The organism is Variovorax sp. NFACC27 (genome assembly GCF_048301545.1).
GTDB lineage: Bacteria > Pseudomonadota > Gammaproteobacteria > Burkholderiales > Burkholderiaceae_C > Variovorax > Variovorax gossypii.
The window spans coordinates 5,354,145-5,380,650 of sequence record NZ_CP157613.1 but is presented as its reverse complement, the minus strand read 5'-3'; the positions used below and the strand labels follow the sequence as shown (position 1 = coordinate 5,380,650).

At 68.3% G+C, this 26,506-nt stretch carries 27 protein-coding genes, 1 pseudogene and 2 riboswitches; of the genes and pseudogenes, 9 read left to right on the top strand and 19 right to left on the bottom strand.

The features are described 5' to 3' along the window. Positions 1 to 29 precede the first annotated feature (29 nt). Positions 30 to 136: riboswitch (glycine riboswitch) on the bottom strand. 12 nt (positions 137 to 148) lie between these two features. Continuing rightward, positions 149 to 239, bottom strand: a riboswitch (glycine riboswitch). Positions 240 to 267: 28 nt separating this feature from the next. The 4 genes from ABL840_RS25190 to ABL840_RS25175 all read right to left on the bottom strand — a co-directional run bounded on the left by ABL840_RS25190 (position 268) and on the right by ABL840_RS25175 (position 3,151). Continuing rightward, positions 268 to 654, bottom strand: a complete 387-nt coding sequence (locus tag ABL840_RS25190; protein WP_093306761.1) for a YkvA family protein — start codon at positions 652 to 654, stop codon at positions 268 to 270. 73 nt (positions 655 to 727) lie between these two features. After that, positions 728 to 1,276 (bottom strand): hypothetical protein, encoded by a 549-nt coding sequence (locus ABL840_RS25185; protein WP_093306666.1) that lies wholly within the window; start codon positions 1,274 to 1,276, stop codon positions 728 to 730. Between the two features lie 99 nt (positions 1,277 to 1,375). After that, positions 1,376 to 1,879, bottom strand: a complete 504-nt coding sequence (locus ABL840_RS25180; RefSeq protein ID WP_093306664.1) for a DUF4440 domain-containing protein — start codon at positions 1,877 to 1,879, stop codon at positions 1,376 to 1,378. Between the two features lie 81 nt (positions 1,880 to 1,960). After that, positions 1,961 to 3,151 carry an MFS transporter gene (locus ABL840_RS25175; RefSeq protein ID WP_093306662.1) on the bottom strand — a complete coding sequence of 397 codons (1,191 nt, stop codon included), beginning with the start codon at positions 3,149 to 3,151 and terminating at the stop codon, positions 1,961 to 1,963. A 98-nt stretch (positions 3,152 to 3,249) separates the two neighbouring features. Between ABL840_RS25175 and ABL840_RS25170 the strand changes: the two genes are divergently transcribed. Further along, positions 3,250 to 4,044 carry an AraC family transcriptional regulator gene (locus ABL840_RS25170; protein WP_093306661.1) on the top strand — a complete coding sequence of 265 codons (795 nt, stop codon included), beginning with the start codon at positions 3,250 to 3,252 and terminating at the stop codon, positions 4,042 to 4,044. A gap of 9 nt (positions 4,045 to 4,053) precedes the next feature. Here ABL840_RS25170 and ABL840_RS25165 read toward each other — a convergent pair whose 3' ends face one another. From ABL840_RS25165 to ABL840_RS25140, 6 genes are all read right to left on the bottom strand, one after another. Then, a complete protein-coding gene (locus tag ABL840_RS25165) occupies positions 4,054 to 5,346 on the bottom strand; it encodes a TRAP transporter large permease (RefSeq protein WP_093306659.1) in 1,293 nt (430 codons plus the stop codon). 11 nt (positions 5,347 to 5,357) lie between these two features. Further along, positions 5,358 to 5,870, bottom strand: a complete 513-nt coding sequence (locus tag ABL840_RS25160) for a TRAP transporter small permease (protein ID WP_093306657.1) — start codon at positions 5,868 to 5,870, stop codon at positions 5,358 to 5,360. Positions 5,871 to 5,975: 105 nt separating this feature from the next. Beyond that, positions 5,976 to 6,950: a TRAP transporter substrate-binding protein gene (locus ABL840_RS25155; RefSeq protein WP_093201054.1), complete on the bottom strand. Its 975-nt coding sequence runs from the start codon at positions 6,948 to 6,950 to the stop codon at positions 5,976 to 5,978. Positions 6,951 to 6,995: 45 nt separating this feature from the next. Then, on the bottom strand, positions 6,996 to 8,015 hold the full coding sequence (gene denD / locus ABL840_RS25150) for a D-erythronate dehydrogenase (protein ID WP_093306655.1): 1,020 nt from the start codon (positions 8,013 to 8,015) through the stop codon (positions 6,996 to 6,998). A 65-nt stretch (positions 8,016 to 8,080) separates the two neighbouring features. Continuing rightward, positions 8,081 to 8,839: an anti-sigma factor gene (locus ABL840_RS25145; RefSeq protein ID WP_093306653.1), complete on the bottom strand. Its 759-nt coding sequence runs from the start codon at positions 8,837 to 8,839 to the stop codon at positions 8,081 to 8,083. Further along, positions 8,836 to 9,441, bottom strand: coding sequence for an RNA polymerase sigma factor (locus ABL840_RS25140; protein WP_093306652.1), 606 nt, complete (start codon positions 9,439 to 9,441; stop codon positions 8,836 to 8,838). Before ABL840_RS25140 ends, ABL840_RS25145 begins: the two co-directional genes overlap by 4 nt. A 117-nt stretch (positions 9,442 to 9,558) precedes the next feature. Between ABL840_RS25140 and ABL840_RS25135 the strand changes: the two genes are divergently transcribed. Continuing rightward, positions 9,559 to 10,095, top strand: coding sequence for a DUF3455 domain-containing protein (locus ABL840_RS25135; RefSeq protein ID WP_093306651.1), 537 nt, complete (start codon positions 9,559 to 9,561; stop codon positions 10,093 to 10,095). 50 nt (positions 10,096 to 10,145) lie between these two features. Here ABL840_RS25135 and ABL840_RS25130 read toward each other — a convergent pair whose 3' ends face one another. Both ABL840_RS25130 and ABL840_RS25125 read right to left on the bottom strand, forming a co-directional pair. Further along, a complete protein-coding gene (locus ABL840_RS25130) occupies positions 10,146 to 10,631 on the bottom strand; it encodes a tetratricopeptide repeat protein (protein ID WP_093306649.1) in 486 nt (161 codons plus the stop codon). A 166-nt stretch (positions 10,632 to 10,797) separates the two neighbouring features. After that, positions 10,798 to 12,495 (bottom strand): electron transfer flavoprotein-ubiquinone oxidoreductase, encoded by a 1,698-nt coding sequence (locus ABL840_RS25125; protein ID WP_093201038.1) that lies wholly within the window; start codon positions 12,493 to 12,495, stop codon positions 10,798 to 10,800. Positions 12,496 to 12,659: 164 nt separating this feature from the next. Here ABL840_RS25125 and ABL840_RS25120 point away from each other — a divergent pair. From ABL840_RS25120 to ABL840_RS25105, 4 genes and pseudogenes are all read left to right on the top strand, one after another. Beyond that, a pseudogene (locus ABL840_RS25120) lies at positions 12,660 to 13,432 on the top strand (SDR family oxidoreductase). 32 nt (positions 13,433 to 13,464) lie between these two features. Then, complete coding sequence (locus ABL840_RS25115; protein ID WP_093306648.1) at positions 13,465 to 14,343, top strand: DMT family transporter; 879 nt, start codon at positions 13,465 to 13,467, stop codon at positions 14,341 to 14,343. Beyond that, positions 14,340 to 14,762 carry an acyl-CoA thioesterase gene (locus ABL840_RS25110; RefSeq protein WP_093201030.1) on the top strand — a complete coding sequence of 141 codons (423 nt, stop codon included), beginning with the start codon at positions 14,340 to 14,342 and terminating at the stop codon, positions 14,760 to 14,762. Before ABL840_RS25115 ends, ABL840_RS25110 begins: the two co-directional genes overlap by 4 nt. Before the next feature lie 29 nt (positions 14,763 to 14,791). After that, positions 14,792 to 15,490 carry a M949_RS01915 family surface polysaccharide biosynthesis protein gene (locus ABL840_RS25105; RefSeq protein ID WP_093306647.1) on the top strand — a complete coding sequence of 233 codons (699 nt, stop codon included), beginning with the start codon at positions 14,792 to 14,794 and terminating at the stop codon, positions 15,488 to 15,490. Between the two features lie 19 nt (positions 15,491 to 15,509). Here the strand turns inward: ABL840_RS25105 and ABL840_RS25100 are convergent, their stop codons facing one another. Continuing rightward, complete coding sequence (locus tag ABL840_RS25100; protein WP_093306645.1) at positions 15,510 to 16,862, bottom strand: sensor histidine kinase; 1,353 nt, start codon at positions 16,860 to 16,862, stop codon at positions 15,510 to 15,512. Between the two features lie 10 nt (positions 16,863 to 16,872). Beyond that, entirely contained in the window at positions 16,873 to 17,547 is a 675-nt protein-coding gene (locus ABL840_RS25095; RefSeq protein WP_093201022.1) for a response regulator transcription factor, read from the bottom strand. A 142-nt stretch (positions 17,548 to 17,689) separates the two neighbouring features. On the opposite strand from ABL840_RS25095, the gene ABL840_RS25090 reads away from it, so the two are divergent. From ABL840_RS25090 to ABL840_RS25080, 3 genes are read left to right on the top strand one after another with little or no spacing between them, the layout of a single operon-like run. Next, positions 17,690 to 18,394 carry a phosphatase PAP2 family protein gene (locus ABL840_RS25090; RefSeq protein ID WP_093306644.1) on the top strand — a complete coding sequence of 235 codons (705 nt, stop codon included), beginning with the start codon at positions 17,690 to 17,692 and terminating at the stop codon, positions 18,392 to 18,394. After that, positions 18,381 to 18,974: a phosphatase PAP2 family protein gene (locus tag ABL840_RS25085; protein WP_093201017.1), complete on the top strand. Its 594-nt coding sequence runs from the start codon at positions 18,381 to 18,383 to the stop codon at positions 18,972 to 18,974. Before ABL840_RS25090 ends, ABL840_RS25085 begins: the two co-directional genes overlap by 14 nt. Before the next feature lie 46 nt (positions 18,975 to 19,020). Further along, positions 19,021 to 20,772 carry a phosphoethanolamine--lipid A transferase gene (locus ABL840_RS25080; protein WP_093306642.1) on the top strand — a complete coding sequence of 584 codons (1,752 nt, stop codon included), beginning with the start codon at positions 19,021 to 19,023 and terminating at the stop codon, positions 20,770 to 20,772. A gap of 31 nt (positions 20,773 to 20,803) precedes the next feature. Here the strand turns inward: ABL840_RS25080 and ABL840_RS25075 are convergent, their stop codons facing one another. The 5 genes from ABL840_RS25075 to eat form a co-directional block, all read right to left on the bottom strand. Next, positions 20,804 to 21,385, bottom strand: a complete 582-nt coding sequence (locus ABL840_RS25075; RefSeq protein ID WP_093306641.1) for a peroxidase-related enzyme — start codon at positions 21,383 to 21,385, stop codon at positions 20,804 to 20,806. Positions 21,386 to 21,469: 84 nt separating this feature from the next. Beyond that, on the bottom strand, positions 21,470 to 22,738 hold the full coding sequence (locus ABL840_RS25070; protein WP_093306639.1) for an HAD family hydrolase: 1,269 nt from the start codon (positions 22,736 to 22,738) through the stop codon (positions 21,470 to 21,472). Between the two features lie 115 nt (positions 22,739 to 22,853). Further along, positions 22,854 to 23,642, bottom strand: coding sequence for an ethanolamine ammonia-lyase subunit EutC (gene eutC, locus ABL840_RS25065; protein WP_093201006.1), 789 nt, complete (start codon positions 23,640 to 23,642; stop codon positions 22,854 to 22,856). Then, positions 23,639 to 25,033: an ethanolamine ammonia-lyase subunit EutB gene (locus tag ABL840_RS25060; protein WP_093306638.1), complete on the bottom strand. Its 1,395-nt coding sequence runs from the start codon at positions 25,031 to 25,033 to the stop codon at positions 23,639 to 23,641. Before ABL840_RS25060 ends, eutC begins: the two co-directional genes overlap by 4 nt. Before the next feature lie 19 nt (positions 25,034 to 25,052). Further along, positions 25,053 to 26,480, bottom strand: coding sequence for an ethanolamine permease (gene eat, locus ABL840_RS25055; RefSeq protein WP_093306636.1), 1,428 nt, complete (start codon positions 26,478 to 26,480; stop codon positions 25,053 to 25,055). Between the last annotated feature and the right edge of the window lie 26 nt (positions 26,481 to 26,506).

Sequence of the window (26,506 nt, the reverse complement as noted above, 5' to 3'; positions counted from 1 at the left end):
GCAGTCGAAATCCATGACGCAAGCCATGGGCCACCCCTGCTGTCCGCTTTACCTGAGAGATTCGCCCCACGATCGGGGTTTGCTCCTTCGGTGGACCGCCGCCCGTGGGCAACGGCCTCTCTCCAGCAAGGAAACGCCGGCTTTCACCGGCGCCTCGTCAGTCCTTTTGCCTGAGCGTTCGGGAAGTCCCTGCGCCTTCGGCGGCCCCGGCACGCGGGGCTCTCTCCTGACCCCGGGAAGTGTAGTGGATCGCGCGGGCCCTTCGCGCTATCCCGACCAAAGACGCCACGCCCCGAAGCAGGCCGCGGCCCACACGGCCACGACGAAGGCCGCGCCCCAGCGGCTGACTGGCCTGGCGCCGCGCTCGCGCAGCCATTCGTCCGCCCTGGCGCGGCAATCCGCGAGCACCGCGGGGGGAATCAGCCGGATGGCGAGCCAGATCAGCCCCGGCAGCAGCAAAACGTCGTCGACGTAGCCCAGCACCGGAATGAAGTCGGGAATGAGGTCGATCGGGCTGAGCGCGTAGGCGACCACGAAGGCGCCCAGTGCCTTGGCATGCCATGGGGTGGACGGGTGCCTGCCGGCGAACCAGAGCGTGACGCCGTCGCGCTTCAGGCGCTTCGCCCAGCTGCGAAGGCGCCCGGACAGGGGGATTGCGGGAGGCGGCGAGTTCACCCGGCGATGGTGTCACAGCCCCGGCCGGGCATCTCGCGTATCCCTTTTGTCGTCAATGCACGACTTCGGCCGGCGGCAGCAGCCGGTCGATGCGCTCGCGCAGCGATTCGGCACGCTCCACGCCCGCGCTCTTCTCGATCTCGGTGAGCATCAGCGCGGCGATGGTCAGCATGGCGTTGCGGTCGCGCGCCTCGCGCAGCGCGTCGCGCATCTGCAGCGCGAACTTGGGGTCGCGCCGCACGAACATGCGCTCGCAGATGTCGAAGAGGAACATGCGGGTGGTGGCCAGCGAACGCTTGCCGTCGAAGGTGTCGGCCGAGGTGGCCACCTGGATCGGCTGGGCGGCGGGGATGGGCGAGGGCGCGGGCTGCGCGGGAGGCTCCGCCGGGGCTGCCGCTGCCTTCGGGCTCTGCAGGTAGCCCTTGTCGATCAGCGCCTGGATCGCCTGCTCGGCCTCATCCCGGTTGGCGAAGAGCGGGCTGAAGTCGGTAAGGGAGCGCCGGCCGTCGGCCATCAGCAGCAGGGCGCGTTCGCGCTGGCTGAGCGTGCGCTGTCCGCCCTGGAGTTCGTCGCGCGCCTTGTCGGTCTTGGTGGGAAACATGGCAGCCACAGCTTTCGGGAATCGAGGGCTGCAGCATCGTTGCAAGTAGTGACATCTCCATGAACCGTTTGGCTTACAGGGGCAATTCCGCGGCGGTCTTCAGCCGGCGCTTTCCTTGCGTATGAGCCACCGGTTGCCCATGCGCTGCAGCTCCAGCGTCTTGCGGCCTTTCTCGCGGAACTTGTCGGCGCTGTAGGTCTGCTCGAAGGTGGCGGTGGCCGATTGACCCTGGACGCTGATGACGAGGCTCTCGATGCCCACGTTGATGACGGCCTTGTCCTCGATGCGCGCGCGGCGGTCGGCCTCCCAGGCCTTGCGGTCCTGGCCGCGCGGCGGGGCGAAGTCGGGCGCATAGGCGGCAAGGTAGCGCGCCACGTCCCGTGCGGACCAGGCCGCGGCCCAGGCGCGCACGGCGGCTTCGACTTCGCGGATGCCGGCGGCGGGATCCACCGGCGCTGCCGCCGCCGATGCAGGGGCGGCCTGCGTGGCGGGCGCCGCGGGCGGGGCGCCGAAGGCGGCCGGTGCCAGCAATGCGCCGCCCATCACGCTGCCCATCACGCTGCCTGTCACGCCGCTTGTCAGGCAGCTCAGGAATCGATTCATGGCGCAGTCCCCTCCTTGTCGGTTGTCGCCCGATTCTGGCAGCGAACATGCGTGGGGCAGACCGGCCCCCGGGACCAGTATTCAGGCGGCAGCCCCTTCGGCTTCTGCCGGCACGGCCTGCAGCGTCCGGTTGCGCAGGCGCAGCGCCATCACCGCCGCGGCGCACAGCACGCACAGCACGGTCGTCAGCGTCACGCCGAGCCCGCGCGCGTCCGAGAGCATGCCGAAGAGCGGCGACACCAACCCGCCCACCGACAGCGCCAGCCCCAGCGCGATGCCGCTGGCCGTGGCCGGGTTGCGCGGCAGGTAGTCCTGCGCCAATGTCACCTGCGCGGCGAAGGGCAGGAACATGCAAAGGCCGAAAAGCCCGGTGCAGGCCAGTGCCCAGCCGGCGGTCGGCGCGAGCACGATGCCCGCGAGGGACGGAAGCGCGAGCAGGTAGCCGGCGCGGATCGTGCCCATGCGCCCGATGCGGTCGCCGAGCCAGCCTCCGAGCAGCGTGCCCACCGCGCCTGCCGCCGTGAATGCGGTGAGCGCCGCCGCGCCCTGGAAGGCCGAGCCGTGCAGGTCGCGCGTGATGCGCAGCGACAGCATCGAAAGCACCGTGACGTACGGAATCGACCAGCCCACGATGGTCGCCACCAGCAGCCCGAAGGCGCGCCAGTCGTTGTGCGGCTTCATCAGATGGTCGCCGGCCTTCGGGGCTGCCGCGGCGCTGCTGCCCGAGGCAGCGCCGCGACGCGCGTTCGCGGCGAACCACACCACGCCCATCGCCAGCGCCGGCAGGCCCAGCAGGTAGCTGTGCGACAGGCTTCCGCCGCCCACCACCGTGGCCGCCAGCACCGGCGCGAACGAGGCGCCGATGGTGCCGCCCACCGAGAACACGCTCATCGCCTTCTGCGAGCCGCCGCCGGCCGCGCGCGCAGCCACCGTGGCCGGCGGGTGGTAGGCCGCGATGCCCAGCCCGCACAGCACCATGGCGATCCAGGTCAGCAGGTAGCTCTGACTGATGCCCGCCAGCACCACGCCCAGCGCGGCCACCAGGAAGCCCGTGGGCACCAGCCAGCTGCGAGGGTGGCGGTCGGCGTACAGGCCGAACAGCGGCTGCACCACGCTCGACAGGCCGGTGGCCGCCAGCATCAGGCCGCTGACGGCCGTGTAGCTGTAGCCGCGCTCCAGCACCATGAAGGGCAGCAGCGCGGGCACGAGGCCCTGGTAGAGATCGTTGACGGCATGGGTGCCGGTGAGCAGCCCGAGTCGGCGCTTGTTCATGACGAATGCTTCTTTCGTTTGCAGGGAGGGAGGAAAAAAGCATCGTAGAAAGCCGTGAGAAGATGTTCTTGCTACGAATCCTCAAGCGTCGTCGAGAAATGGACAAACCGGCCCAGGCAGCGATCAACCTGCGTCCCGAACAAGGGGAGTCGACCCCGCGCGCCGTCGCGGCGCTGGCGACCGACCCGGCCGGCGACGCCTTCATCCCGCCGCACACGCACCGGCGCGGGCAGCTCATCCACGCGATCTCGGGCGTGATGCTGGTGAGCGCCGCGGCCGGCAGTTGGGTGGTGCCGACCGGGCGCGGCGTGTGGGTGCCCGGCGGCATGGAGCATCAGATCCGCATGGCGGGCGAGGTGCGCATGCGCACCGTCTTCGTCGAGCCGGGCATGCGCGCCGACCTGGGCGGCGAATGCCGCGTGATCCAGGTGAGCGAACTGCTGCGCGCGCTGATCGTCGCGGCCGTGTCGCTGCCGCTGGACTACGCGCCGGGCGGCCGAGACGAGCGCGTGATGGAGCTGCTGCTCGACGAGATGGAGGCCGCGCCCGCGCTCTCGCTGCACGTGCCGATGCCGCGCCATGCAAGGCTGGCCGCGTTGTGCGAGGAACTGGTGCGCGACCCCTCGCTGCCCGCCACCCTCGACGACTGGGCCCTGCGCCTGCACATGAACAGCCGCACGCTCGCGCGCCTGTTCCATCGCGAGACGGGCATGAACTTCGGAGCCTGGTGCCGGCAGGCGCGGCTGCTGCTGAGCCTGCCCCGGCTGGCAGCGGGCGCGTCGATCCTCGAGGTGGCGCTGGCGCACGGCTACGAGAGCCCGAGCGCCTTCACCGCCATGTTCCGACGCACGCTCGGCGTGCCGCCGAGCCAGTACCTGCACCGGTCCGGCTGAACGGCTTCGCTACTTGAACCCGAGCGTGTGCGGCAGCCAGGTGCTCAGCGCCGGCACGAAGGTCAGGATCAGCAGCACCGCGCCGTGCGCCCACAGGAACGGCACCAGCTCCTTCACGAGCGCGGTCATCGGCACCTTCGACACGTTGCAGGTCACGAACAGCAGCCCGCCCACCGGCGGCGTGATCATGCCCAGCGTGAGGTTGAAGATCACGATCATCGCGAAGTGCACCGGATCGACGCCCAGCTTCACGGCCACCGGCGCGAGGATCGGCGCCAGCACCATCACGCCCGGCAGCGGCTCGATGAAGATGCCGAACAGCAGCAGGAACACGTTGACGATGATCAGGAACATCCACGGCGAGAGGTTCATGCCGATCAGCCATTCGGCCATCTGCTGCGGAATGCCCTCGATCGTGAGAATCCACGCGAACGAGGCCGACAGCCCGATGATGATCAGCACCGAGGCCGACAGCAGGGCGGAGCGCGAAAGAATGTCCGGCAGCGCCTTCCATTCGAGCGTGCGGTAGATGAACTTGCCGCACACCAGCGCGTAGAACACCGCCACCACCGATGCCTCGGTGGGCGTGAACCAGCCCGCGCGCATGCCGCCGAGAATGACCACCGGCAGCAGGATCGCGGGAATCGCCTTCCACGTCGTCACCAGGATCTCGCGCAGCGGCGGCGTCTGGCCGTCGCCCTTGTAGTTGCGCTTCTTCGAGACGTGGAAGTTCACCAGGCACATCGCCACCGCGATCAGGATGCCCGGCAGGATGCCCGCGGCGAACAGCGTGCCGACGGAGACCGTCTCGTCCTGCAGCGCGTAGATGATCATGATGATCGAGGGCGGAATGATCGGCCCCACGATCGCGGTCGAGGCCGTGAGCGCCGCCGCGTAGGAGCGGTCGTAGCCGGCCTTGTCCATCATCTTGATGAGCATCGACCCCGGACCCGCCGCGTCGGCCAGCGCCGAGCCCGAGATGCCCGAGAAGAAGGTCAGCGACACCACGTTGGTGTAGCCCAGCCCGCCGCGCCGGTGGCCCACGAACTGGCCCGCGAAGCGAAGCAGCACCTCGGTGAGCGAGCCGCCGCTCATGAGCTCGGCCGCCAGGATGAAGAAGGGCACCGCCATCAGCGGGAAGCTGTCGATGCCGGTGAAGGTTTCCTTCAGCAGCACCATCAGCGGGTAGTTCTCCGCCAGGATCAGCGTGGTGACGGTGGAAAGGCCCAGCGCGAAGGCCACCGGCACGCCGATGGCCAGGAACACGCAGGCGGAAACGATGAGAACGAGGCTTGCATCCATGGTCGTTCTCCTTACAGCGACGCGCTCGCGTTGGCGTCGAAGTGCGCGTCGGACGCGAACTCGCGGTTCATCACGTAGCCGCGCACCACCAGCAGCCAGTGCACGACCAGCAGAACGCCGCCGAACAGCATCGCGCTGTAGATGTAGGCGAAGGGAATCTGCGTGACGGCCGTGAGCTGGAACATCGTGCGCTGCATGTAGAGCCAGCCGTACCAGACCATGAAGCCGAAGAAGGCGAAGAGCAGCCCGGCCACCACGATGCGCAGCGCCACGGCGGCGGGGCGGGGCAGCGCGTCCTGCAGGTTCTCGACCGCGATGTGCCCGCCGTAGCGCAGCACCGGCCCGGCGCCCAGGAAGGTGAGCCAGATCATCATGTGGCGCGACACCTCCTCGGCCCATTCGAGCGACTGGTTGGTGGTGTAGCGCAGCACGACGTTGGTGAAGATGATGACCGACATGGCGGCCAGCAGAAGAATCAGCGCCCAGCGGTTGGCGGCGAGAAAGTAGCGCTCGAAGGCTTGCACTTTGAGTTGTTCTCTGTGTTTTGTCGAAGAAGAAAAACGAAGCGCCCGGCGCACGCGTGCGTACCGGGCGCGTTGCCGGAAAACCGGCCGTAACCAGCTCGCGGCTTACTTGACGTCCGTGATCTTCTTGATGTTGTCCGCGCCGAATTCCTTGGCGTAGCTAACGTACGCCGGCTTCAGCGCCTCGCGGAAGGCCGCGCCGTCGACGGTGCGCGTGACCTTCATGCCGTCCTTCTCGAGCTGGGCGATGCCGTTGTTCTCGTCGTCGTTCACCTTCTTGCGCTGGGCGATGGCGGCCTTCTTCGCGGCTTCGGTGAACACCTTCTTGTCGGCGTCCGACAGCTTGTTCCACACCTTCGGCGACAGCAGCAGCAGCGCCGGCGAGTACACGTGGCCCGTGAGCGAAAGATGCTTCTGCACCTGCGAGAACTTCGAAGCCAGGATCACCGGAATCGGGTTCTCCTGTCCGTCGACCGTGCCCTGCTGCAGCGCGCCGAACAGCTCGGGGAAGGCCATGGGCGTGGGCAGGATGCCGAAGGTGCGGTAGCCGTCCATGTGCACCTTGTTTTCCATTGTGCGCATCTTCAGGCCGGCCGCGTCGGTGGGCTTGACGATGTCGCGCTTGCTGTTCGTCATGTGGCGGAAGCCGTTCTCCGTCCAGGCCAGCGCGATGATGCCCTTGCTCGGGAACTTGGTCAGGATGTCCTGGCCGATCGGGCCGTCCATCACCTTGCGCGCGTGGTCGTAGTCGCGGAACAGGAAGGGGATGTCGACGATCTTCACCTCGGGCACGAAGTTGCCCACCGGGCCGGTCGAGGTGTTGACTAGGTCCTGCGTGCCGAGCTGGATGGCCTCGATCTGCTCGCGCTCGCCGCCCAGCGCCGAGTTGGCGAAGTGCTGGCACTTGTAGCGGCCTTGCGTGCCCTTCTCGATCTCTTCGCAGAACACCGTGGAGCCCACGCCGTAGTGCGACTCCTTGGAGGTCGCGTAGCCGATCTTGAGAACGGTTGGGGCCTGGGCGAAGGCGGAAGTGCCCAGGGCGAGCGAAAGGCAGGCGGCGGCGATGTGGCCGAGTTTCATGATGTCTCCGGGGGTTGAAGTCAGGTGCGCGTCAGGCGCACGCGACTATGCAACACCGGAGAGCTTCACCGCGTCGGGATTTTCACGGACGTACTCGCGGATGACCGCCTCGAAGCTCTCGTCCGCCGAGAGACCCAGCGCCTTCGCGCGCGCGGTCTCGATGCGGCCGGGCCAGGTCTTCACGATACGCATGATCACCGGGTCGGGCGTGCGGTCGAGCAGGGCGGTGGCCGCCTTGCCGGCCACGCGCTCCAGCGCCGCGGCCATCTCGCCGACCGTGGTGGCCAGCGAGGGCAGGTTGAGCGCGGTGCGCGGGCCCCATTGCGCGTCGCTCGCTTCGGCGGCGCGGATGATGCCCTCGATGGTGCGCGCCGGTGACGCAATGGCGACAGGCGTCTCGTCCGGCACCGGGCAGGCCGCGCGCAGCCCCGCCAGCGGCTCGCGGATCATTCCGCTGAAGAAGCCCGAGGCCGCGCCGTTGGGCTTGCCCGGGCGCACGCTCACCGTCATGAGCCGCACGCTGCGTCCGCGCACGAAGCCCTTGCGCGTGAAATCGGCTACCAGTTGTTCACCAATGAATTTCTGGATGCCGTAGCTGGTCTGCGGCGTGGGCAGCGTGTGGTCCTCGATCACCTTCGGCAGCGGCTGCTCTGGCGAGTCGCCGAACACCGCGAGCGAGCTGGCGAATACCAGCACCGGCCTGGTTCCGAGCGCGCGCACCCGTTCGAGCAGCGCGTGCGTGGCGGCGAAGTTGCTGCGCATGCCGAGGTCGAAGTCGGCCTCGCATTCGCCGCTCACCGCCGCGGCCAGGTGGAAGATGGCGTCGGCTTCGCGCCAGGGCGCGGCATCCGCTTCAGCCGCGAGCTGCGCGTTGAGGTCGCCGGTGATGGCTGCGATGCGCGCGTCGGCCGAGAGGTCCGCCGGCGGGGCCGCGCGGTCGACCAGCGTGATGCGTTCGATGGAACGGGCCGGCTCGCCAGCCAGGGAAAGGCTGCCTTGCTTCAGCAGCGTGCGCGCGAGTCGCGCACCCAGAAAACCGGCGCCGCCGGTGATGACGATCTGCATGGGTCTTGTCTCCTGTGAGCCGCAAGAATAAGCGAGGCTCGCCGGATCGGCTCACGAGACGAAGCTCACCAGAGCTTGGCGCAGGCCCCGCTCAGCACCACGTCGGCGCTGGGCGCGGCGGGCGATGCATTGCGTTCGCGCGTCACGACCAGGCGCGAGACCTTCGACAGCAGCTTCTCGGATGTGTCTGGCAGCGCCAGCGTGCCGGCGCCGCTCGCCGGTACCGCGCCGATGGCGAACGGCGCCGCGTCGGCGGGCAAGGCCCACAGCACGAGCCGCTCCTCGCCTGAGACGGGCAGCTCCGCCCCGCCCAGCACCTTCAGCGTGACCGTGCGGCCGTAGCGCAGCGAACTCACCAGCAGCCGGCCCCGGCCCTCGGTGTCGGTGAGCACGCCCACATAGCTCTGCGGCAGGCGCTCGCCGGAGCGCATCGCGAGCTGGTCGCTCGTGATGAAGATGCCGGGCACCGCGAGGAACAGGGCGCTCGCGGCGATCACGCCCGCGGCCAGTCCGCCGACGCCGAAGCCCGCGGGCCGCAGCCAGCCGGTCCAGCGCGAGGCGCGTGCCTTCGCCGGGGCTCGTTCCGATGTGCCGACGGGCTGAGTGCGCGCCGCGATCGCGCGCCACAGGTCGGGCGAAGGCTTGCGCTGCGGCACCGACAGGGCCAGCTGCCCGAGCCGCTGCTCCCAGTGCGCCACCACGTCGCGCACGTCGGCGCGGTCGCGCATCAGCCGCTCGAAGCGCCGGCGCGCGCCGCCAGCCAGCGTGCCCAGCGCATAGGACGAAGCCAGCGCGTCGAGCAGGCGAGGGTCGGTGTATCTCATGGCGCCACCCCCTGCGCGTCGAGGCAGGCGCGCAGCTTGTCGAGGCCGCGCCGTATCCATGCCTTGACTGTGCCGAGCGGCGCATTCAGTTGCGCTGCGACCTCGGTGTGCGACATGCCCTGGTAGTAGGCCAGCGCGAGGCTCTGGCGGAAGCTGCCGTCGAGCGCCGACATGCAGCCTTCGATGCGCAGCGCGTGCATGGCCTGGTCGAAGAGCTGCGCGGCGCCGGGGGCGGGGTCGGCCGTGGTGTCGGCTTCGTCGTCCGCATCCGCATCTACGGCCTGCGGCTGCTCGTGGGCATGGCGCCGCGTGCGGGCGCGCAGCGCATCCAGCGCCTTGTTGCGCACGATCGCGATCAGCCAGGTGATCGGCTGGATCTCCTGCCCCTCGACGCTGGAGCGATAGCCGCCCGCGTTCTTCCAGATGCTCACATAGGCCTCTTGCAGCACGTCCTCGGCCGCCTGTTCGTTGCCCAACATACGAATCGCGACGCCGAACAGATGCATGTGCGTGCGTTCGTAGACCTGGGCAAAGCAGGCATGGTCGCCACGGGCCGCGCCGGCGATCAGCTCCTGCAGGCTCATCAGAATATTTCTATTCATGCGCTCGAGTATTGCATCCGTTTTCGCGCGGGTGTCGTTTCTGGGGAAGGGCCGGGAGCTCCGGCCCGCATCCGTTCGCTTCTCTTTCCATCTTTTCTTCCAGAACCGGAAAACACCATGACATCGATCTCCACGCGAATCCTTCCCTCGGCGGCTGCCCTGCTGGGCACCGCATTGCTTGCTGCCTGCGCAACGCCGGCGGTCGAGCTGCCGGCCGCCATCAAGGCATCCGCCGGCGAGCGCGCCGCCTTCACCTGGCACGCGACGGGCGTGCAGATCTACGAATGCCGGGCGGGCGACAAGGGCGCGCTGGCCTGGCAGTTCGTCGCGCCTGAAGCGGAGCTCTTCGGCCCCGGCGGAGCGAAGGCCGGCACGCACGGCGCCGGCCCCCACTGGACCGCGCTCGACGGCAGCAAGACGATCGGCACCGTGAAGGCCCGTGCCAACGGGCAACGCGAAGCCGACATCCCCTGGCTGCTGCTGTCCGCCAGGTCCGCGGGTGGTCCCGGCAGGCTGGCCGAGGTCACCGGCGTTCAGCGCATCAACACCGTCGGCGGCAATGCGCCGGCGAAGGGGTGCGAGGTGCAGGCCGACGCCGGCAAGCGCATCAGGCAGGACTACAGCGCGGACTACGTCTTCCTGGTTGCCAGGTAGTCTCCGGTTGCCCCATGAAGCGGGCCGGCCGGCCCGCTTCCGCTTCATGCTCAGCTCTTCTTGCCGCCACTGGCCTTGAAGCTCTCGACCGAAGCCTTCAGATCCTTGTATTCGGGGCAGGCCATGTTGCAAGCCTGTCCCAGCGCGGCCAGGCGTTGTTCGGCCTTGGGCAGGTCGCCCATCGAGATGTACAGCTCGCCCGAGTATTCGAGTGCGCCGACGTGCTTCGGATCGATCTTCAACGCCGCGTCGTAGTACTTCTCCGAGGCGCTCCACTTGCCCGCGCCGGACTTGCGCAGGGTGTAGCCCATCAGGTTGTTCCAGTCGGCGTTGCCGGTGTCGTTGACGCGCTCGAGCTCGCTGATGGCCGCGGTCCACTTGCTTTCGGCGATCAGGGCGCGTGCGGCGGCCAGCTTGTTGGCGGGCGCGGCCTCGGTGACCGGCGCGGGGGCGGGCGCCGGGTCGGCGGCGAGCGCGTGGCCGGCTGCGAGAGCCACGGCGGCGGCGATGGCGATGCGGTGGAGCAGGGTGGTCATGGCGGAAGATCCTCTTCGAGAAGTTGAATGGGTTGGCGGACGGCGACTCGGACTTGCATCGCCGTCCTGAACCCACTTACGCCACCGGTTTCGAAACGGACGCATCGGCGCGAAAAGAAAAAAGCCCTCCGAAGAGGGCTTTCCGTTTCCATGCAGGCGCGGCGCCTTACATCCCCACGTAGTTCGGCCCGCCGCCGCCTTCGGGCGTGACCCACACGATGTTCTGCGTCGGGTCCTTGATGTCGCAGGTCTTGCAGTGCACGCAGTTCTGCGCGTTGATCTGCAGGCGCTGCTTGCCGTCCTCGGTGCCTACGAACTCGTATACGCCGGCGGGGCAGTAGCGGCTCTCGGGGCCTGCGAACTTCGTGAGGTTGACGTTCACCGGCACCGTCGCGTCCTTGAGCGTCAGGTGGGCCGGCTGCTGCTCTTCATGGTTGGTGTTGCTGATGAACACGCTGGAGAGGCGGTCGAAGGTGAGCTTGCCGTCGGGCTTGGGGTAGACGATGGGCTTGCACTCCGCAGCGGGCTTCAGGTACAGGTGGTCGGCCTTGGTGCGGCGCAGCGTCCATGGAATGTGGCCCTTGAGCAGCCACTGCTCGACGCCGTTCATGAAGGTCGCGATGCCCAGGCCCTTCTTGAACCAGGCCTTGAAGTTGCGGGCCTTGTTCAGCTCGGTGTGCAGCCAGCTCTTCTCGAAGGCGGCCGGGTAGGCCGTGAGCTCGTCGTGCTGGCGGCCTGCCACGACCGCGTCGAAGGCGGCCTCGGCGCACAGCATGCCGGTCTTGATGGCGGCATGGCTGCCCTTGATGCGGCTCACGTTGAGGTAGCCGGCCTCGCAGCCGACCAGCGCGCCGCCCGGGAACACCGTCTTGGGCAGCGACATCAGGCCGCCGGCCGTGATGGCGCGCGCGCCGTAGCCGATGCGCTTGGCGGGCTTGATTCCCTTGGACTCGTCGCCTTCCAGGTACCAGCGGATGTTGGGATGCAGCTTCCAGCGCTGCATTTCCTCGAAGGGGCTCAGGTAGGGGTTGCTGTAGTCCAGGCCCGTGATGAAGCCCATGGTGACCTTGTTGTCCTCCATGTGATAGAGGAAGGCTCCGCCATAGGTGTCGCTCTTCATCGGCCAGCCGGCGGTGTGCAGCACGAAGCCGGGCTGGTGGCGCTTGGGGTCGATTTCCCAGACTTCCTTCACGCCGAGGCCGTAGGTCTGCGGGTCCTTGCCGGCGTCGAGCTTGTACTTCGCGATGAGCTGGCGGCCCAGGTGGCCGCGCGCGCCTTCGGCGAACACGGTGTACTTGCCCAGCAGCTCCATGCCGAGCTGGAAGTTCTCGGTGGGCTCGCCGTCCTTGCCGACGCCCATGTTGCCGGTGGCCACGCCGCGCACCGAGCCGTCTTCGTTGTAGAGCACCTCGGCGGCCGGGAAGCCCGGGAAGATTTCCACGCCCAGGTTCTCTGCCTGCTGCGCCAGCCACTTGGTGAAGGCGCCCAGGCTGATGATGTAGTTGCCGTGGTTCTGGAAGCAGGCCGGCAGGAAGAGGTTGGGGGTGCGCAGGCCCGACTTCTCGCCCAGGAAGACCATCGCGTCGTCGGTGACCGGCTGGTTGAGCGGGGCGCCGAGTTCCTTCCAGTCGGGCAGCAGCTCGTTGAGCGCGCGCGGATCCATGATGGCGCCCGAGAGGATGTGCGCGCCGGGCTCCGAGCCCTTCTCGAGCACCACGACCGAAATCTCCTTCTCGTGCTGCGCGGCGAGCTGCTTGAGCCGGATCGCGGTCGACAGGCCGGCGGGGCCGCCGCCGACCACGACCACGTCGTATTCCATGGCTTCGCGAGGGCCGAACTGGGCGAGGATTTCGTCGTGCGTCATGTGGGTTGGATCGATAATGATTTTTCGGGGCGCGGGGGCTTCCCGGGATTGCGGGGCATTTTATGCGGCGTCCGGGCATGCTCCCTGTCGCGTCCAGGCATGCTCCCTACCGCTCGCGGGCGGGGTTTCCCGCGTCACCTGCGCGACTCCACAGGATCCAGTCCATGGCTTACAGCATCGATCTCTCCGGCCGCGTGGCCTTCGTCACCGGCGCCTCCAGCGGGCTCGGCGCCCAGTTCGCGAAAACGCTGGCGCGGCCGTGGTGCTCGCGAGCCGTCGCGTCGAGAAGCTCAAGGAACTGCGCGCGCGCATCGAAGGCGAGGGCCACGACGCCCATGTGGTCGAGCTCGACGTGACCGATGTCGACAGCATCAAGGCTGCAGTGGCACGCGCCGAGACCGAGGTAGGGCCCATCGACATCCTGGTCAACAACTCGGGCGTGAGCACCACCCAGCGCCTGCAGGACGTGACGCCCGACGACTACGACTACATCTTCGACACCAACGTGAAGGGCTCCTTCTTCGTGGCGCAGGAGGTCGGCAAGCGCATGCTGGCGCGCGCCAGGGGCACGGCGCCGGGCACCTACATCGGCGGGCGCATCATCAACATCGCCTCGGCCGCGGCGCTCAAGGTCATGCCGCAGATCGGCACCTACTGCATGAGCAAGATCGCGGTGGTGCAGATGACGAAGGCCATGGCGCTGGAGTGGGGCCGCTTCGGCATCAACGTGAACGCGCTGTGCCCGGGCTACATCACGACCGAGCTCAACGAGGAGCACTGGAGCACCGAGGGCGGCGCAAAGCTGGTCAACATGCTGCCGCGCAAGCGCGTGGGCAAGCCGGAAGACCTCGACGGGCTGATCGTGCTGCTGGCCAGCGGCCAGAGCCACTTCGTGAACGGCGCCGTCATCGCGGCCGACGACGGGTTCGCGCTCTGAGCCCGCGGGCGTGGGTCGGCATCGCGGCCGGTTTGGCCGCGGGTGCGCTCTGGGGTCTGACCTTCGTGGCGCCGCGCATGGTGGGCCACTTCGGCATGGTGGACATCACTGCCGCGCGCTTCGCCGTGTTCGGCGCCGTCTCGGCGCTGGCGGTGTTCGGGCGGCCGGCCGCCGTGCGCTGGCCTGACGGGCGGCAGGCGCTCGCGGCGCTGGGGCTCAGCGTGCTGGGCTTCACCGGCTACTACCTGCTGCTGGCCTTCGGCATCCAGGCAGCGGGCACGGAGGTGCCCAGCCTCATCATCGGCACGATCCCCGTCTGGATGATGCTGCTGGGCCGCCCGGCGGGCCTGCGCATGAGCGCTCTGTTGCCGGGGCTGCTGCTCACGGGCGCGGGCATCGCGCTGATGATCTACGGCGCATGGTCGGCGCAGCACGGCGCCGGAGGCGAGACCGGAGCCCGCTTCGGCTGGGGCATCGCGCTGGCGGTGGCCTCGATGGTGAGCTGGACGGTGTACGGACTGCTCAACGCCGCCTGGCTGCAGCGCCATCCGGGACTCAACGCGACCGACTGGGCCAACTGGCTCGGCGTTGCGACCGGCCTCGGCGCCTTGCTGCTGTGGGCCGTCGCGGGCAGCGACGTGGCCGCTCTGAAGGCGCAGCCCGACGGCATGCTCTTCGTCTGGATCGCGCTGGCCAGCGGCTTCGGCTCCTCGTGGCTCGCGACCATTCTCTGGAACATCGCGAGCCAGCGGCTGTCGGCCAGCCTCTGCGGGCAGCTGATCGTCAGCGAGACGCTGTTCGCGCTCTTCTATTCCTTCGTCTGGGACGGCCGCTGGCCGCAGGCCACCGAGTGGGCCGCGGCGGCGCTGTTCGTGCTGGGCATCCTCGCATCCATCAAGGCGCACCGATGAGAATCGAAATCCCCGAAAAGAAGAAGCTGGTGTACGAGACGTCCATTCCCATCCGCTGGGGCGACATGGACGCCATGGGCCACCTGAACAACGGCACCTACTTCCGCTACCTCGAAACCGCGCGCATCGACTGGATGCACTCCATCGGCTTCGAGCCGCAGCCGAACGGCGAGGGCATGGTGATCGTCAACGCCTTCTGCAACTTCTACCGGCAGATCGAGTACCCGGGCAACGTGCTGCTCAAGATGTACGTGAGCGACCCGGGCCGCACCACCTTCGAGAGCTGGGCCACCATGGCCCGCGAGGCGGAGCCCGACGTGATCTGCGCGGCGGGCGGCGCGACAACGATCTGGGTCGACTTTCCGAAGCAGAAGGCGCTGACCTTGCCGGACTGGTTGCGCGCGCTGGTGAGCGAGTGAGCGGGCGAGTGAGCGGGCTGCAGGCACCGGTGAAGCGGAAGTTCGTGGCGCTCGCGCTCCTGGCGCTGTTCTGCACCGGTGTCCACGCCCAGGCCAGGCCCGGCAAGAACGAGTGCACCGCCGACGAGCCCTACCTGCGCGCGGCGGCGCTCGGCCAGGCCGGGTTCGAGCTCCCCGTGTTCAAGCGCTATTGCTATACCGACAAGTCGGGCAGCCACGTCCTGCTGCTCGGCGAGAAGCAGGACCGGCCATTTCCCGGGGAGCAGCTCTCCTCGGCCATACAGGCCTCGCTCTACAAGGTGGGCGGAGACAAGGCCTCGCTGACGCGGGAGTGGTCGATCCGCGATTTCGCCGGCAAGGACGAGGCCGGTGTCAATTTCCGATCGAAGCTCATCGAGCTTTCGGACATCGACGGTGACGGGCTGGTCGACCCGGTTCTCGTCTACCGCTTCTTCGACCCCGACGGTGCCGATCGCATCGACAACGACGACTTCGTGGGGCGCATCAAGATCATCGTGTTCCACCAGGGCAGGAAGGCGACGATACATGCCATCACCGGCCATCTGGACGGCGACCGCAAGACCGTCGCCAACGATGGCTACTTCGCGCTGCCGAAGCCGGTGCAGCAGCACCTGGTGAAGAAGATGGCGGCGATGTACGCAGCCGGGCAGTTCGGTTTCGACAATTCCTACGGCTTTGTGCCGAAGAGGGAAACCGCCGGCCGCTGACGCTGCCGGCGCGGCTCGTTCAGGCCCGCTGCAGCACGATGCGCGCCTCGAAGCCCTGCGCCGCACCCGCCGGCGGCGACGACAGCTCGAGCTTCGCGCCGTGCTTCTCGACGATGGTGCCCACGATCGAGATGCCCAGGCCGTAGCCGGCGCGGTCGGAGCTGTGGCGCACGTGGCGTTCGCGCAGCGTGGTGAGCTGCTCGGGGGGGACGCCGGCGCCGGAGTCGCGCACGGCCAGCGTGCAGGGTTCCATCACCTCGATGACGACGCGACCGCCGCCGTAGCGAAGGGCGTTCTCCACCAGGTTGCGCAGCGCGATCGCAAGCGCATCGACGTCGCCCAGCGCCAGCGGTGCATTGCTGTCGGGCACCTTGAGCGCAAGGCGCTCGATGTTCTGCGGGTCTTGCCAGAAGTCCTGCGCCACGGTGCCGGCGAGCTGCACCAGGTCGACCTGCATCCGCGTGAGCGAGGCGCCCGATTCCGCGCGCGACAGCTGCAGCAGCTTCTCGGTGCGGTGGCTCAGGGTGCGCAGCGCGTCCAGCGCGGCCTGCACGTCGTTGCGCCGCAGGTCGTGCTCGAGCGCGGTCTGCAGCCGCAGCCGGACGGCGGCGAGCGGCGTGCGAAGCTCGTGCGCGGCATTGGCCGCCAGGGCGCGCTCCACGTCGAGCGAATGGGACAGCCGGTCGAGCAGCCGGTTGACGTGGTCGCCGACGATGCGCAGCTCCTTCGGCAGCCCCGGCAGGGTGATAGGGCTGAGGTCCGCGCCGCTGCGCTTCTCGATCTCGCCAGCCAGCTGCTGCAGCACCCGCAGTTCGGTACGCGCCACGTTGCGCAGTACCAGCGCGAGCAGCGGCAGCACCGCGCCGAGCGGAATGATCAGGCCGAAGAGCGTGCGGTTGAGCGCGCGCCGGCGCTCGTCGAGCGGGTCGGCCACCTGGAAGAACAGGCCCAGCGTCGGGTGGCGCACGGTGTAGATGCGCCAGGTCGGGTTGTTCGCGAAACCGGCGGCCAGTGGCACGTCGAAGGTGTCGGGCGGCGCTTCGGCGGAGCGCAGCAGCACGTGCTCGTGCAGGTCGACGATCTGGTAGATGACGGCGTCTTCCGAGAAGAGCTGCTTGGGCGCGATCAGCGGCTGGCGCGGCGGCTCCTCGCCCGGGTGCTGCAGCTTCTCGAGCTCCTGCACGGCCATCGCGAACATGCGGTGCGAGACCTCCACCAGTTCGTTGTCGAAGTTGTGGTTGATCTCGCGGTCCACGTACCAGACCACGGCGAACACGCACAGCAGCCACACGCCGCCGACCCACACGATTAGCGTGCGGGTCAGGCGTCCGGCGAGCGAATCGCGGCCGGCCGCGAAGCTGCTGGCGTTCAACGGGCGGGCCTCATTCGTCGTCGTCCGTGGAGAACGACAGCCGGTAGCCGAGGCCGCGCAGCGTCTGGATGTGGCTGCGGCCGAGCTTGCGCCGCAGGCGGCTGATGAAGACCTCGAGCGTGTTGCTGTCGGCCTCGTCGCCGAAGCCGTACAGCGCGTCGGCGAGGTTCTCGCGCGTGTGGATGCGCTCGGGCCGGGTGGCCATCACGCGCAGCAGCGCCCATTCCTTCTGCGTGAGGGTGATCGGCAAGCCGTTCCTGCGCACCATGTCGTGCGCCAGGTCGATCTCGAGCGTGCCGAGCTGCAGCACCGGCGAACTGCTCGCGCTGCGACGGCGCTCGACGGCGCGCAGGCGCGCCAGCAGTTCGGCCGGGTCGTAGGGCTTGATGAGGTAGTCGTCGGCGCCGGCGTCCAGGCCGCGGATGCGGTCGGTGACCTGGTCGCGCGCGGTCAGCACGATGACGATGGGGCGCTCGGGCAGGGCGCGAACCTGCGGCAGCAGCGAGAGGCCGTCGCCGTCGCCCAGGTGCAGGTCGAGCAGTACTGCCGCGTACTGCACCGAGAGCAGGGCGCCGCGCGCGTCGGCGAGGCTCGGGGCCACGTCGACCACGAAGGCCTTGGCCAGAAGGTAGCTGCAGACGGCATCTGCCAATGCAGTGTCATCTTCGACCAGCAATATGCGCACGCCATGTCCTTCCAGGAAAAATCGAAGTCTAGCGCCACCGAGTTGCACCGGGCTTTTCAGTCAGGTTCGGTTCATCTTGCTTCAGGCTCGGTTCATTCCGCAAACGTAGGCTCGCGGCTGGTTTCCAGTCCTGCCTTCGTTCATGACACGCTTTCCCAATCTCCGTCTGGGGGTCTTCACCCTCGCTGCACTGATTGCATTGATGGCGTGGGACGCGACAGGCGCCGACCTGCTGCTGGCGCGCATGGCGGGCTCCCATCTCGGCTTTCCCCTGCGGGACAACCCTTTCATGGTCCACGTCATGCATGAGGGCGCGCGAAACCTCAGCTGGGCGCTGGTGATCCTGCTCTTCGCCGCGATCCGCTGGCCCTTCGGCCTGCTGCGCCGGCTCGACACGGGCGCCCGCGTGCAGCTGGCCCTGACCGTGCTGGGCTCGGTGATCGCGGTCAGCATCCTCAAGCACGCGAGCCACACCAGCTGCCCCTGGGACCTGCAGGAGTTCGGCGGCGTGGCGCGCTACGTATCCCACTGGTCGTGGGGCATCGGCGACGGCGGTCCGGGCGGCTGCTTCCCGGCCGGCCATGCTTCCGCGGCTTTTGCCTACGTGGGCGGGTACTTCGTCCTGCGGCGGGTATCGTCCCGCGCCGCGGCAATCTGGCTGTGGACGGCCGTGGCGGCCGGGCTGGTGCTCGGCGTGGCGCAGCAGCTGCGCGGCGCGCACTACATGAGCCACACCCTGTGGACCGCCTGGGTCTGCTGGACGGTGGGCTTCGCCATCGAGGTGGCCGTCTCGCGCTTCGGCTCCCACTCATCGAGGCCGGCGGTGCCCGCACATGCAGGGTCTTGATTTCGCGCTCTTTGGAATGATCAACGCGGGGCCCACGGTGCCGCCGTGGAGCCTGGGCTTCGCCGAGTTCTGCTCCGACCTGCTGCCGGCCCTGCTGACCCTGTCCATCGGCGTCTGCGCGCTGTTCAGCCGGCGCTGGCGCTACGCGCTCTTCACGGTGCTTCTGAGCGTTCTGGCCGCATGGCTGGTGGTGAACCTTATCCGTACGCTGGCGCCGATCCCCCGGCCCGCGTTCTACGGCCTTGGCATCCAGTGGGTGCCGCAGGGCGTGCGGCCGGGTTTCCCGAGCATGCATGCGGCCGGCACCTTCGCCGCGGCCTTCGCGCTCTGGTGCCTGCCTTCGCGCGTGCCCATGCTGGCGGCGCTGGTGGTGGCAGCCCTGGTGGCCTGGAGCCGCGTATACCTTGGTCTGCATTTCCCGTCCGACATCGTGGCGGCCACCATGCTGGGGGCGCTGGTGGCGATCCTGGTGGAGCGTGGAATCAGCCGTCCGCTGGGCCAGGCGGCGTCCGGCGCGATGGTTGCGCGGCGGCGTTCGGCGAGGCTGCGGCTGCGCAGGGCGAGTTTGAACACAGACTGAAGGGGCAATTCAGCCTCGCTTCAGGCGGGCTCGTTACATTCGCCCGATGTCTGTTTCGCGAATTGAGCCTGCACCTTTGGAGCGGGAGGGTTTTTCCGAGTCAAAAACGCCACAGTTGCCGCCTTCCGGCGCTCCGTGGACGCGGCTCGACCTCTGGTTGCAGCGGCCGCGCTCGGCCGCCATGGTCGTGCTCTGGCTTAGCCTCTATCTGGTGCTGACCACCAACTGGCCGTTGTGGAACGAGCTGGCTCGCATCGGCGGCGCGCCCAGCAGCTACATGTCCACCGTCCTGTCCATGAGCCTGCTCACGCTGTGCGGCTCGGCCGCCATGCTGTCGTTCACCGCCTGGTCGCGCTGGATGAAGCCGCTGTGGTTCCTGGTGGTGATGGTGGCGGCCTCGGTCCAGCACTACATGCTCGAGTACCGCGTGGTGATGGACCCCACCATGATCGCCAACGTGCTGCAGACCGATCCGAACGAGGCGCGCGACCTGATGAGCTGGCGCATGGCCTTCAACATCGCGGTGGTCGTGCTGCCCGCGGCCCTGCTGCTGTGGCGGGTGCGCGTGATGCCGATGCGCTTCCTGCCCAAGCTGCTGCGCAACGTGGGCCTGCTGTTGCTGGCGTTGGTCGTGGCGGTGGGCACCATCGTGTCCATGAACCGCGAGCTGGCACCGCTGATGCGCAACAACGTCCACCTGCGCTACATGATGAACCCGATCGCCGCCCTCTACTCGACGGGAGCCGTGTTCATCAGGCCGCTGTTCAAGCACAGCGGCAAGCTGATCTCCATCACCGCCGGTACGACGCTGGGCGCGAGCTACGCCTCGCAGGCCAAGCCGCCGCTCTTCGTGGTGGTGGTGGGCGAGACGGCGCGGGCCGACCACTTCGCGCTCAACGGCTACGCACGCGACACCACGCCCGAACTGGCCAGGCGCGGCGTGCTGAGTTACCGCGAGGTGCGCTCCTGCGGTACCAACACCCTGGCTTCGGTGCCGTGCATGTTCTCGCCGCTGGGCAAGGAAGGCTACGAGTCGCGCAAGGACGATTACGAAACCCTGGTCGACGTGCTGCAGGCTGCCGGCCTTGCCGTGTTCTGGCTCGACAACCAGGCCGGCTGCAAGGGCGTCTGCGAGCGCATCCCGAACGCCTCCGCCTTCGACGGCCTCGACGCCGCCACCAAGAAGGCGTTGTGCGACGGCGACGAGTGCCTCGACGACGTCATGCTCAAGGGCCTGGACGAGCGCATCGCCGCGCTACCGGCCGAGCGCCGCGCCAAGGGCGTGGTGCTGGTGATGCACCAGATGGGCAGCCACGGCCCCGCGTACTACAAGCGCTCGGCGCCCGACGTGAAGCGCTTCCTGCCAGAGTGCAAGACCAATGCGCTGGCCGACTGCGCCCATGCCGAGCTGATGAACGTGTACGACAACTCGATCGCGCAGACCGACCGCTTCCTCGGCCAGACCATCGACTGGCTGAAGACCCAGTCGAAGCAGTACGACCCTGCGCTGCTGTACGTGAGCGACCATGGCGAGTCGCTGGGCGAATACGGCCTGTTCCTGCACGGCGTGCCGTACAGCTTCGCGCCCGACGCGCAGAAGCACGTGCCCATGGTCACCTGGTTCAGCGAAGGCATGAGCGAGCGCCGCAAGCTCTCGCGTTCGTGCATGGAGGCGGGACTCGACGCGCCGCTCACGCACGACAACCTCTATCACACGGTGCTCGGCGTGATGGATGTGAGCACGCCGACCTACAAGCCTGCCCTGGACGCCCTCGCGTCCTGCCGGGCGAAGGGCTGAGGCAGGCAGGCAGGCAGGCGGCGCTGCCTGCCTACTTCTTCTCGCGGGGCACGCGCCCCATGAGGAAGAACTCGTCGTTCGGCCGCATGCCGCTGAAGCTGGCCAGCCGGTTGCTCAGCCCGAAGAAGGCGGTGATGGCGGCGATGTCCCAGATGTCCTCGTCGTCGAAGCCGTGGGCGTGAAGCGGCGGGAAGTCGCTGTCGTCGATCTCGTGCGAGCGCAGGCAGACCTTCATCGCGAAGTCGAGCATCGCGCGCTGGCGCGGCGTGATGTCGGCCTTGCGATAGTTCACCGCCACCTGGTCGGCCACCAGCGGCTTCTTCTCGTAGATGCGCAGCAGCGCGCCGTGCGCCACCACGCAGTAGAGGCACTGGTTGGCGGTGCTGGTGGTGGTGACGATCATCTCGCGGTCACCCTTGGTGAGCGAGCCTTCTTCCTTGAGCATGAGCGCATCGTGGTACGCGAAGAAGGCGCGCCACTCGGCGGGGCGGCGCGCGAGGCCGAGGAACACGTTGGGCACGAAGCCGGCCTTTTCCTGCACGGCGAGGATCGCGGTGCGGATGTCCTCGGGCAGGTCTTTCAGTTCGGCGAGGGGATAGCGGTCTGCAGCCATGTCTGTCTCCGTTGTGGTTTGCCTTGATGGGGCCATCATAGGCAAGCCGCGCGGGAGACCGCGCAACCGCTTCCTTCTCCTCGCTTACTTCAGCGCCTTGCCCTGGGCCGCGCCCAGCGGCGTGTGCAGCTGCGAGCTCACCCACGAGCCGGTGTTGTCGTCGCGCCCCTGCAGCAGGTAGCGCGTGTCGGCCTTGCCGTAGTTCTGCACCGCCATGGCGGAGAACTTGCCGATGTCGGTCTTCGGATCGCGCAGGCGGTTGACGATCAGCACCTTCTTCGTATCGGCGAAGTCGGCCATCATGTTCTGGTCGCCTTCGCTGTCGCCGGCCACGAAGCTCGGACCGTAGCCGTACTTGCTGACCAGGAAGCGCCGGATGTTCTTCGTCTTGCCCGGGCCCTGCGTCTGGTCGTAGCCGCGGCGGAATTCGGGCTGGATCACGCCCTTGGCGTCGCGTTCCAGCTCCATCGCGAGCACGCGCTCGGGCGGGTTGTTGTAGCCGAAGGCCGGGTTCGACGAGATCTCCTTGATCACGTCGACGAAGGAGGCCGAGCACACCCACACGTCGAAGCCTGCGTTGCGGAAGGCGGCGTACAGCTGCTGCATCTCGGGCTGCAGACGCAGGCCGTTCTTCCAGCTCACCGAGACCACACCCGCGCGGCCCGGCAGCGCGGCGGGCGAAGTCCACTTGACCTTGGTCACGGGTTCCTTCAGCTGCCATGCCACCGTGTCGGCGGTGAGCTTGCGCACCTGCGCCTCGGTCATGCCGGCGAAGAGGTAGGTGACCCACGGGTAGGCCGTGTCATGGTCGAAGGTGTCGCCGATGGCCTCGTAGAGGTAGCGCACCTTGGTGGTGAATGCACCGTAGTGCGGGCTCATCGCCACCACGGCCAGCGACTGGTCGCCCTTCAGGCCCTTGTAGTTCTGGTAGAGCCACGTGTAGCTCGCGACGATGTCGGGCACCACGGCGTCGATGTTCACCGGCTGGCCGGCCGCGTTGTTGTACGCGGGCAGGAAATCCTTCTTCGGGATGTTCCGGCGCAACGCCACTTCGAGCTGCGCGGGCGTGGCGCCGAAGACCAGGTTCTCCAGCTGGTAGATGAGCGCGGCTTCCTCGATGTCGAGGAAGACGCTGGTGTTGTCCCAGTCGAACACCACGTACGGCGGCTTCGCGGCGTCGTAGCCCGGGCTGCCCTTGCCGAGGCCGGCGATCAGGCCCTCGATCTGCGAGCGGTTGAAGGCGTCCCAGTTGCCGGGCGCGAGAACCGGGCCCTTCGCGGCCGACAGGCTGGCGCAGCCGGTTGCCGCGAGTGCCGCGGCCAGCGGCGTGAGGAGGACGAGGCGACGTTGCATTGCGTTTTTCCTTTTTGAGTGAATGCGGTGTGCGAAAAGTCGTACGAAAAGTCGAGCGAAAGAGATCGGCGAGCGTACGAAGCGCTCGTGACAGTTCCGGCGTTGCCGACGGCGTTCAGCGCGAGATGGAAGGAGTCCGGCCCGGCTCGTCGAGCACCGCGAGGTCGCTCTCGTCCTTGAGCCCGACGCCCGTCAGCCCCCTGCGCAGGGACTCTCGCATCAGCCATGCCAGCTTGAACGCGGCCGCCTCGTAGGGCAGGCCCTCGGGCCGCACGTTCGAGATGCAGTTGCGCTCGGCGTCGTGCCGGCCGCGCTTGGGCGTGTGGGTCAGGTAGATGCCGAGGCTGTCGGGCGAGCTCAGGCCCGGGCGCTCGCCGATCAGCATGACCGACAACGCCGCGCCGAACAGCTCGCCCACTTCGTCGGCCAGCGCTACGCGCGCCTGCGTGGCGACGACCACCGGGGCGAAGCGGATGTCGGGTGGCAGGTGCGAGCGCAGCGCCGCCAGCAGGGGCACCGCGTGGCGTGCGACGGCCAGCGAGGAGAGCCCGTCGCCGATCACCACGCAGACGTCGCAGCCGTAGCGCCGCTCGCCGAGCAGGCGGGTGGCGTAGTCCTCGTCGAGCTGGCGGCCGAGGTCGGGCCGGCGCAGGTATTCGGTGCGGTCCGCGGCACGGCTGCGCGCGCGGGCCACTTCCCAGTGCTGCGCGGCGAGCGCCGCCTCGAGCGCGTCCACGTCGAGCGCGGCATGGATCGCGTCGCGCGCCATCGCGTGCGCCCAGCCGAAGCGCAGTGTCTCGTCGGTGGGCATGCCTGAGCCGGCGCGGCCCAGCGCCAGCCGCGCGGGCGTGGCCGAGCGCCATTGAGCCCACGGGTTGGGGGTGACGGGCGATTCGTCGCTCATGGCGCGAGCGCGGAGAGCCCGCTCATGTCGGCCAGCAGCCGGTTGGAAGATGGCGGCGCCAGCCGGCCGGCCGCGTCGGTGATCTGCATGCGCTGCAGCCATGCCTCGAACTCGGGCGCGCGCTTCAGTCCCAGTGTTTCGCGCAGGAACAGCGCGTCGTGGAAGGAGGTGCTCTGGTAGTTGAGCATCACGTCGTCCGCTCCGGGAATGCCCATGATGAAGTTGATGCCTGCCGTGCCAAGCAGCACGAGCAGCGTGTCCATGTCGTCCTGGTCGGCCTCGGCATGATTGGTGTAGCAGACGTCGCAGCCGATGGGCAGGCCCAGCAGCTTGCCGCAGAAGTGATCTTCGAGCCCGGCGCGGATGATCTGCTTGCCGTCGTACAGGTACTCCGGCCCGATGAAGCCGACGACGGTGTTGATCAGGAAGGGCTTGTAGCGTCGCGCCAGTGCATAGGCGCGCGCCTCGCAGGTCTGCTGGTCGACGCCGAAGTTGGCGTTGGCCGACAGCGCGCTGCCCTGGCCGGTCTCGAAGTACATGACGTTGTCGCCCACGGTGCCGCGCTTGAGCGACAGCGCGGCCGCGTAGGCCTCGTCGAGCAGCTCGGGCGTCACGCCGAAGGAGAGGTTCGCCTTCTCCGTGCCCGCGATCGACTGGAACACCAGGTCCACCGGCGCACCGGCGTCAGCGAGCTTGAGCGTGTTGGTCACGTGCGTGAGCACGCAGCTCTGCGTGGGGATCTCGAAGCGCTGGATGACCTCGTCGAGCATGTGCAGCAGCCGGCCGAGCACGGGCATGCTGTCGGAGGCCGGGTTGAGTCCGATCACCGCGTCGCCCGCGCCGTAGAGCAGGCCGTCGAGCGTGGAGGCCGCCACGCCGCGCAGGTCGTCGGTCGGGTGGTTGGGCTGCAGGCGTACCGAGAGATGACCGGGCAGGCCGATGGTGTCGCGAAAGCGCGTGACCACGCTGCACTTCTTCGCGACCGACACCAGGTCCTGGTTGCGCATGAGCTTGGAAACGGCCGCGACCATCTCCGGCGTGAGGCCCGGTGCGAGCGCGCCCAGCGTCGCGGTGGTGGCAGCCCCGGACAGAAGCCAGTTGCGGAAGTCGCCGACCGTGAGATGCGACACCGGCGCGAAGGCCTGCGCGTCGTGGCTGTCGATGATGAGGCGGGTGACGTTGTCGCTCTCGTAGGGAATCAGCGCTTCGGCGAGGAACTGCTTGAGCGGCGTTTCGGCCAGCACGTGCCGCGCGGCCATGCGCTGCTGCGCGGTGGCCGCGCCGATGCCCGCGAGGTAGTCGCCCGAACGGGCCGGGCTAGCGAAGGCCATGACCTGCCGCAGGTCCTCGAAGGCGAAGACCTGGCCGGCGATGGTGGTGCGGTAGAGCATCTTTCTGCGGGATCCGGTGTCAGGCGCCGGTGGTTTTGGAAGACAGCATCTCGTCGGGCGCCGCGGCGCTCCGCTGCCCCGATGTCAGCAGGAAGTAGCCGTAGGCGGCGGCCATCAGCACGATGAAAAGCAGCGTGAGCATGCCGTTGAACCACACCATCGCACCCAGGCACACCACGCCGAGGCCGAGAGCGATGGCGGGGAACACGGGGTAGAAGGGCGCGCGGTAGGTGCGCAGCAGGTCGGGCTCGCTGCGGCGCAGCTTGAAGAGCGCCGCCATCGAGATCAGGTACATCACGATGGCGCCGAGCACCGCCATGGTCACGATGTTGGCGGTGAGCGTCTGGCCGCCGAACTGCACCCACTCGTCGCTGAAGATGGCGATGACGCCGATCACGCCGCCGGCCAGCAGCGCGCGGTGCGGCGTGTCGAAGCGCGGGCTCAGGCCGGCGAAGTAGCGCGGCAGGTAGCCAGCGCGCGCCAGCGCGAAGATCTGCCGCGAGTAGCCCATGATGATCCCGTGGAACGAGGCGATCAGCCCGAAGAGGCCGATCCACACGAGCATGTGCAGCCAGCCGCTGTTGTCGCCCACCACCGCCTTCATGGCCTGCGGCAGCGGGTCGTTGATGTTGGCGAGCTTGCGCCAGTCGCCCACGCCGCCCGCGAAGATCATCACGCCGAAGGCCAGCACCACCAGCGTGACGATGCCCGTGGTGTAGGCGATGGGAATGGTGCGGTGCGGATCGCGCGCCTCCTCGGCCGCCATGGCCGCGCCCTCGATCGCGAGGAAGAACCAGATCGCGAACGGAATCGACGCGAAGATGCCCGCGACGGCCGCGCCGTTCAGCACGCTGCCGCCGGCCCAGCCGTTGGCCACGAAGTTGGCCATGGTCCAGCCCGGCGTGACCACGCCCATGAACACCAGCAGCTCGACGATGGCCAGCACCGTCACGAAGAGTTCGAAGGCTGCGGCGATGCCCACGCCGATCCAGTTGAGCCCGATGAAGATCACGTAGGCGCCGAGCGCGAACCACTTCGGGTTGATGCCCGGGAACTGCACGTTGAGATACGCGCCGATGGCCAGCGCGATGGCCGGCGGCGCGAAGACGAATTCGATCAGCGTCGCGAAGCCCGCGACGAAGCCGCCGGTGGGCCCGAAGGCGCGTCGCGCATAGGCAAAAGGACCACCCGCGTGCGGTATGGCGGTGGAGAGCTCGGTGAAGCTGAAGATGAAGGTGGTGTACATCGTGGCCACCAGCACCGTGGCGACCAGGAAGCCGAGCGTGCCGGCCGTGTTCCAGCCGTAGCTCCAACCAAAGTACTCACCCGAAATGACGAGGCCCACCGCGATGCCCCAGAGCTGGACTGGGCCGAGCACTTTCTTGAGATGGCCTGTGCCGGCATGGGTCGGCGACGCGCCCGAGCCGGCAGCGGTGGTGGAGTTCATTCGACTTCCTCTCTTCGTGAATGTTG

What these genes read in the sequence shown, in the direction of transcription:
- ABL840_RS25075 (WP_093306641.1), bottom strand. Translation starts at nt 21,385, where the DNA reads ATGGCTGCAGACCGCTATCCCCTCGCCGAACTGAAAGACCTGCCCGAG.
- eutC (WP_093201006.1), bottom strand. Translation starts at nt 23,642, where the DNA reads ATGAGCGACGAATCGCCCGTCACCCCCAACCCGTGGGCTCAATGGCGC.
- ABL840_RS25185 (WP_093306666.1), bottom strand. Translation starts at nt 1,276, where the DNA reads ATGTTTCCCACCAAGACCGACAAGGCGCGCGACGAACTCCAGGGCGGA.
- ABL840_RS25090 (WP_093306644.1), top strand. Translation starts at nt 17,690, where the DNA reads ATGACACGCTTTCCCAATCTCCGTCTGGGGGTCTTCACCCTCGCTGCA.
- ABL840_RS25135 (WP_093306651.1), top strand. Translation starts at nt 9,559, where the DNA reads ATGACATCGATCTCCACGCGAATCCTTCCCTCGGCGGCTGCCCTGCTG.
- eat (WP_093306636.1), bottom strand. Translation starts at nt 26,480, where the DNA reads ATGAACTCCACCACCGCTGCCGGCTCGGGCGCGTCGCCGACCCATGCC.
- ABL840_RS25110 (WP_093201030.1), top strand. Translation starts at nt 14,340, where the DNA reads ATGAGAATCGAAATCCCCGAAAAGAAGAAGCTGGTGTACGAGACGTCC.
- ABL840_RS25165 (WP_093306659.1), bottom strand. Translation starts at nt 5,346, where the DNA reads ATGGATGCAAGCCTCGTTCTCATCGTTTCCGCCTGCGTGTTCCTGGCC.
- denD (WP_093306655.1), bottom strand. Translation starts at nt 8,015, where the DNA reads ATGCAGATCGTCATCACCGGCGGCGCCGGTTTTCTGGGTGCGCGACTC.
- ABL840_RS25060 (WP_093306638.1), bottom strand. Translation starts at nt 25,033, where the DNA reads ATGCTCTACCGCACCACCATCGCCGGCCAGGTCTTCGCCTTCGAGGAC.
- ABL840_RS25180 (WP_093306664.1), bottom strand. Translation starts at nt 1,879, where the DNA reads ATGAATCGATTCCTGAGCTGCCTGACAAGCGGCGTGACAGGCAGCGTG.
- ABL840_RS25085 (WP_093201017.1), top strand. Translation starts at nt 18,381, where the DNA reads ATGCAGGGTCTTGATTTCGCGCTCTTTGGAATGATCAACGCGGGGCCC.
- ABL840_RS25175 (WP_093306662.1), bottom strand. Translation starts at nt 3,151, where the DNA reads ATGAACAAGCGCCGACTCGGGCTGCTCACCGGCACCCATGCCGTCAAC.
- ABL840_RS25145 (WP_093306653.1), bottom strand. Translation starts at nt 8,839, where the DNA reads ATGAGATACACCGACCCTCGCCTGCTCGACGCGCTGGCTTCGTCCTAT.
- ABL840_RS25140 (WP_093306652.1), bottom strand. Translation starts at nt 9,441, where the DNA reads ATGAATAGAAATATTCTGATGAGCCTGCAGGAGCTGATCGCCGGCGCG.
- ABL840_RS25080 (WP_093306642.1), top strand. Translation starts at nt 19,021, where the DNA reads ATGTCTGTTTCGCGAATTGAGCCTGCACCTTTGGAGCGGGAGGGTTTT.
- ABL840_RS25125 (WP_093201038.1), bottom strand. Translation starts at nt 12,495, where the DNA reads ATGACGCACGACGAAATCCTCGCCCAGTTCGGCCCTCGCGAAGCCATG.
- ABL840_RS25170 (WP_093306661.1), top strand. Translation starts at nt 3,250, where the DNA reads ATGGACAAACCGGCCCAGGCAGCGATCAACCTGCGTCCCGAACAAGGG.
- ABL840_RS25070 (WP_093306639.1), bottom strand. Translation starts at nt 22,738, where the DNA reads ATGCAACGTCGCCTCGTCCTCCTCACGCCGCTGGCCGCGGCACTCGCG.
- ABL840_RS25130 (WP_093306649.1), bottom strand. Translation starts at nt 10,631, where the DNA reads ATGACCACCCTGCTCCACCGCATCGCCATCGCCGCCGCCGTGGCTCTC.
- ABL840_RS25155 (WP_093201054.1), bottom strand. Translation starts at nt 6,950, where the DNA reads ATGAAACTCGGCCACATCGCCGCCGCCTGCCTTTCGCTCGCCCTGGGC.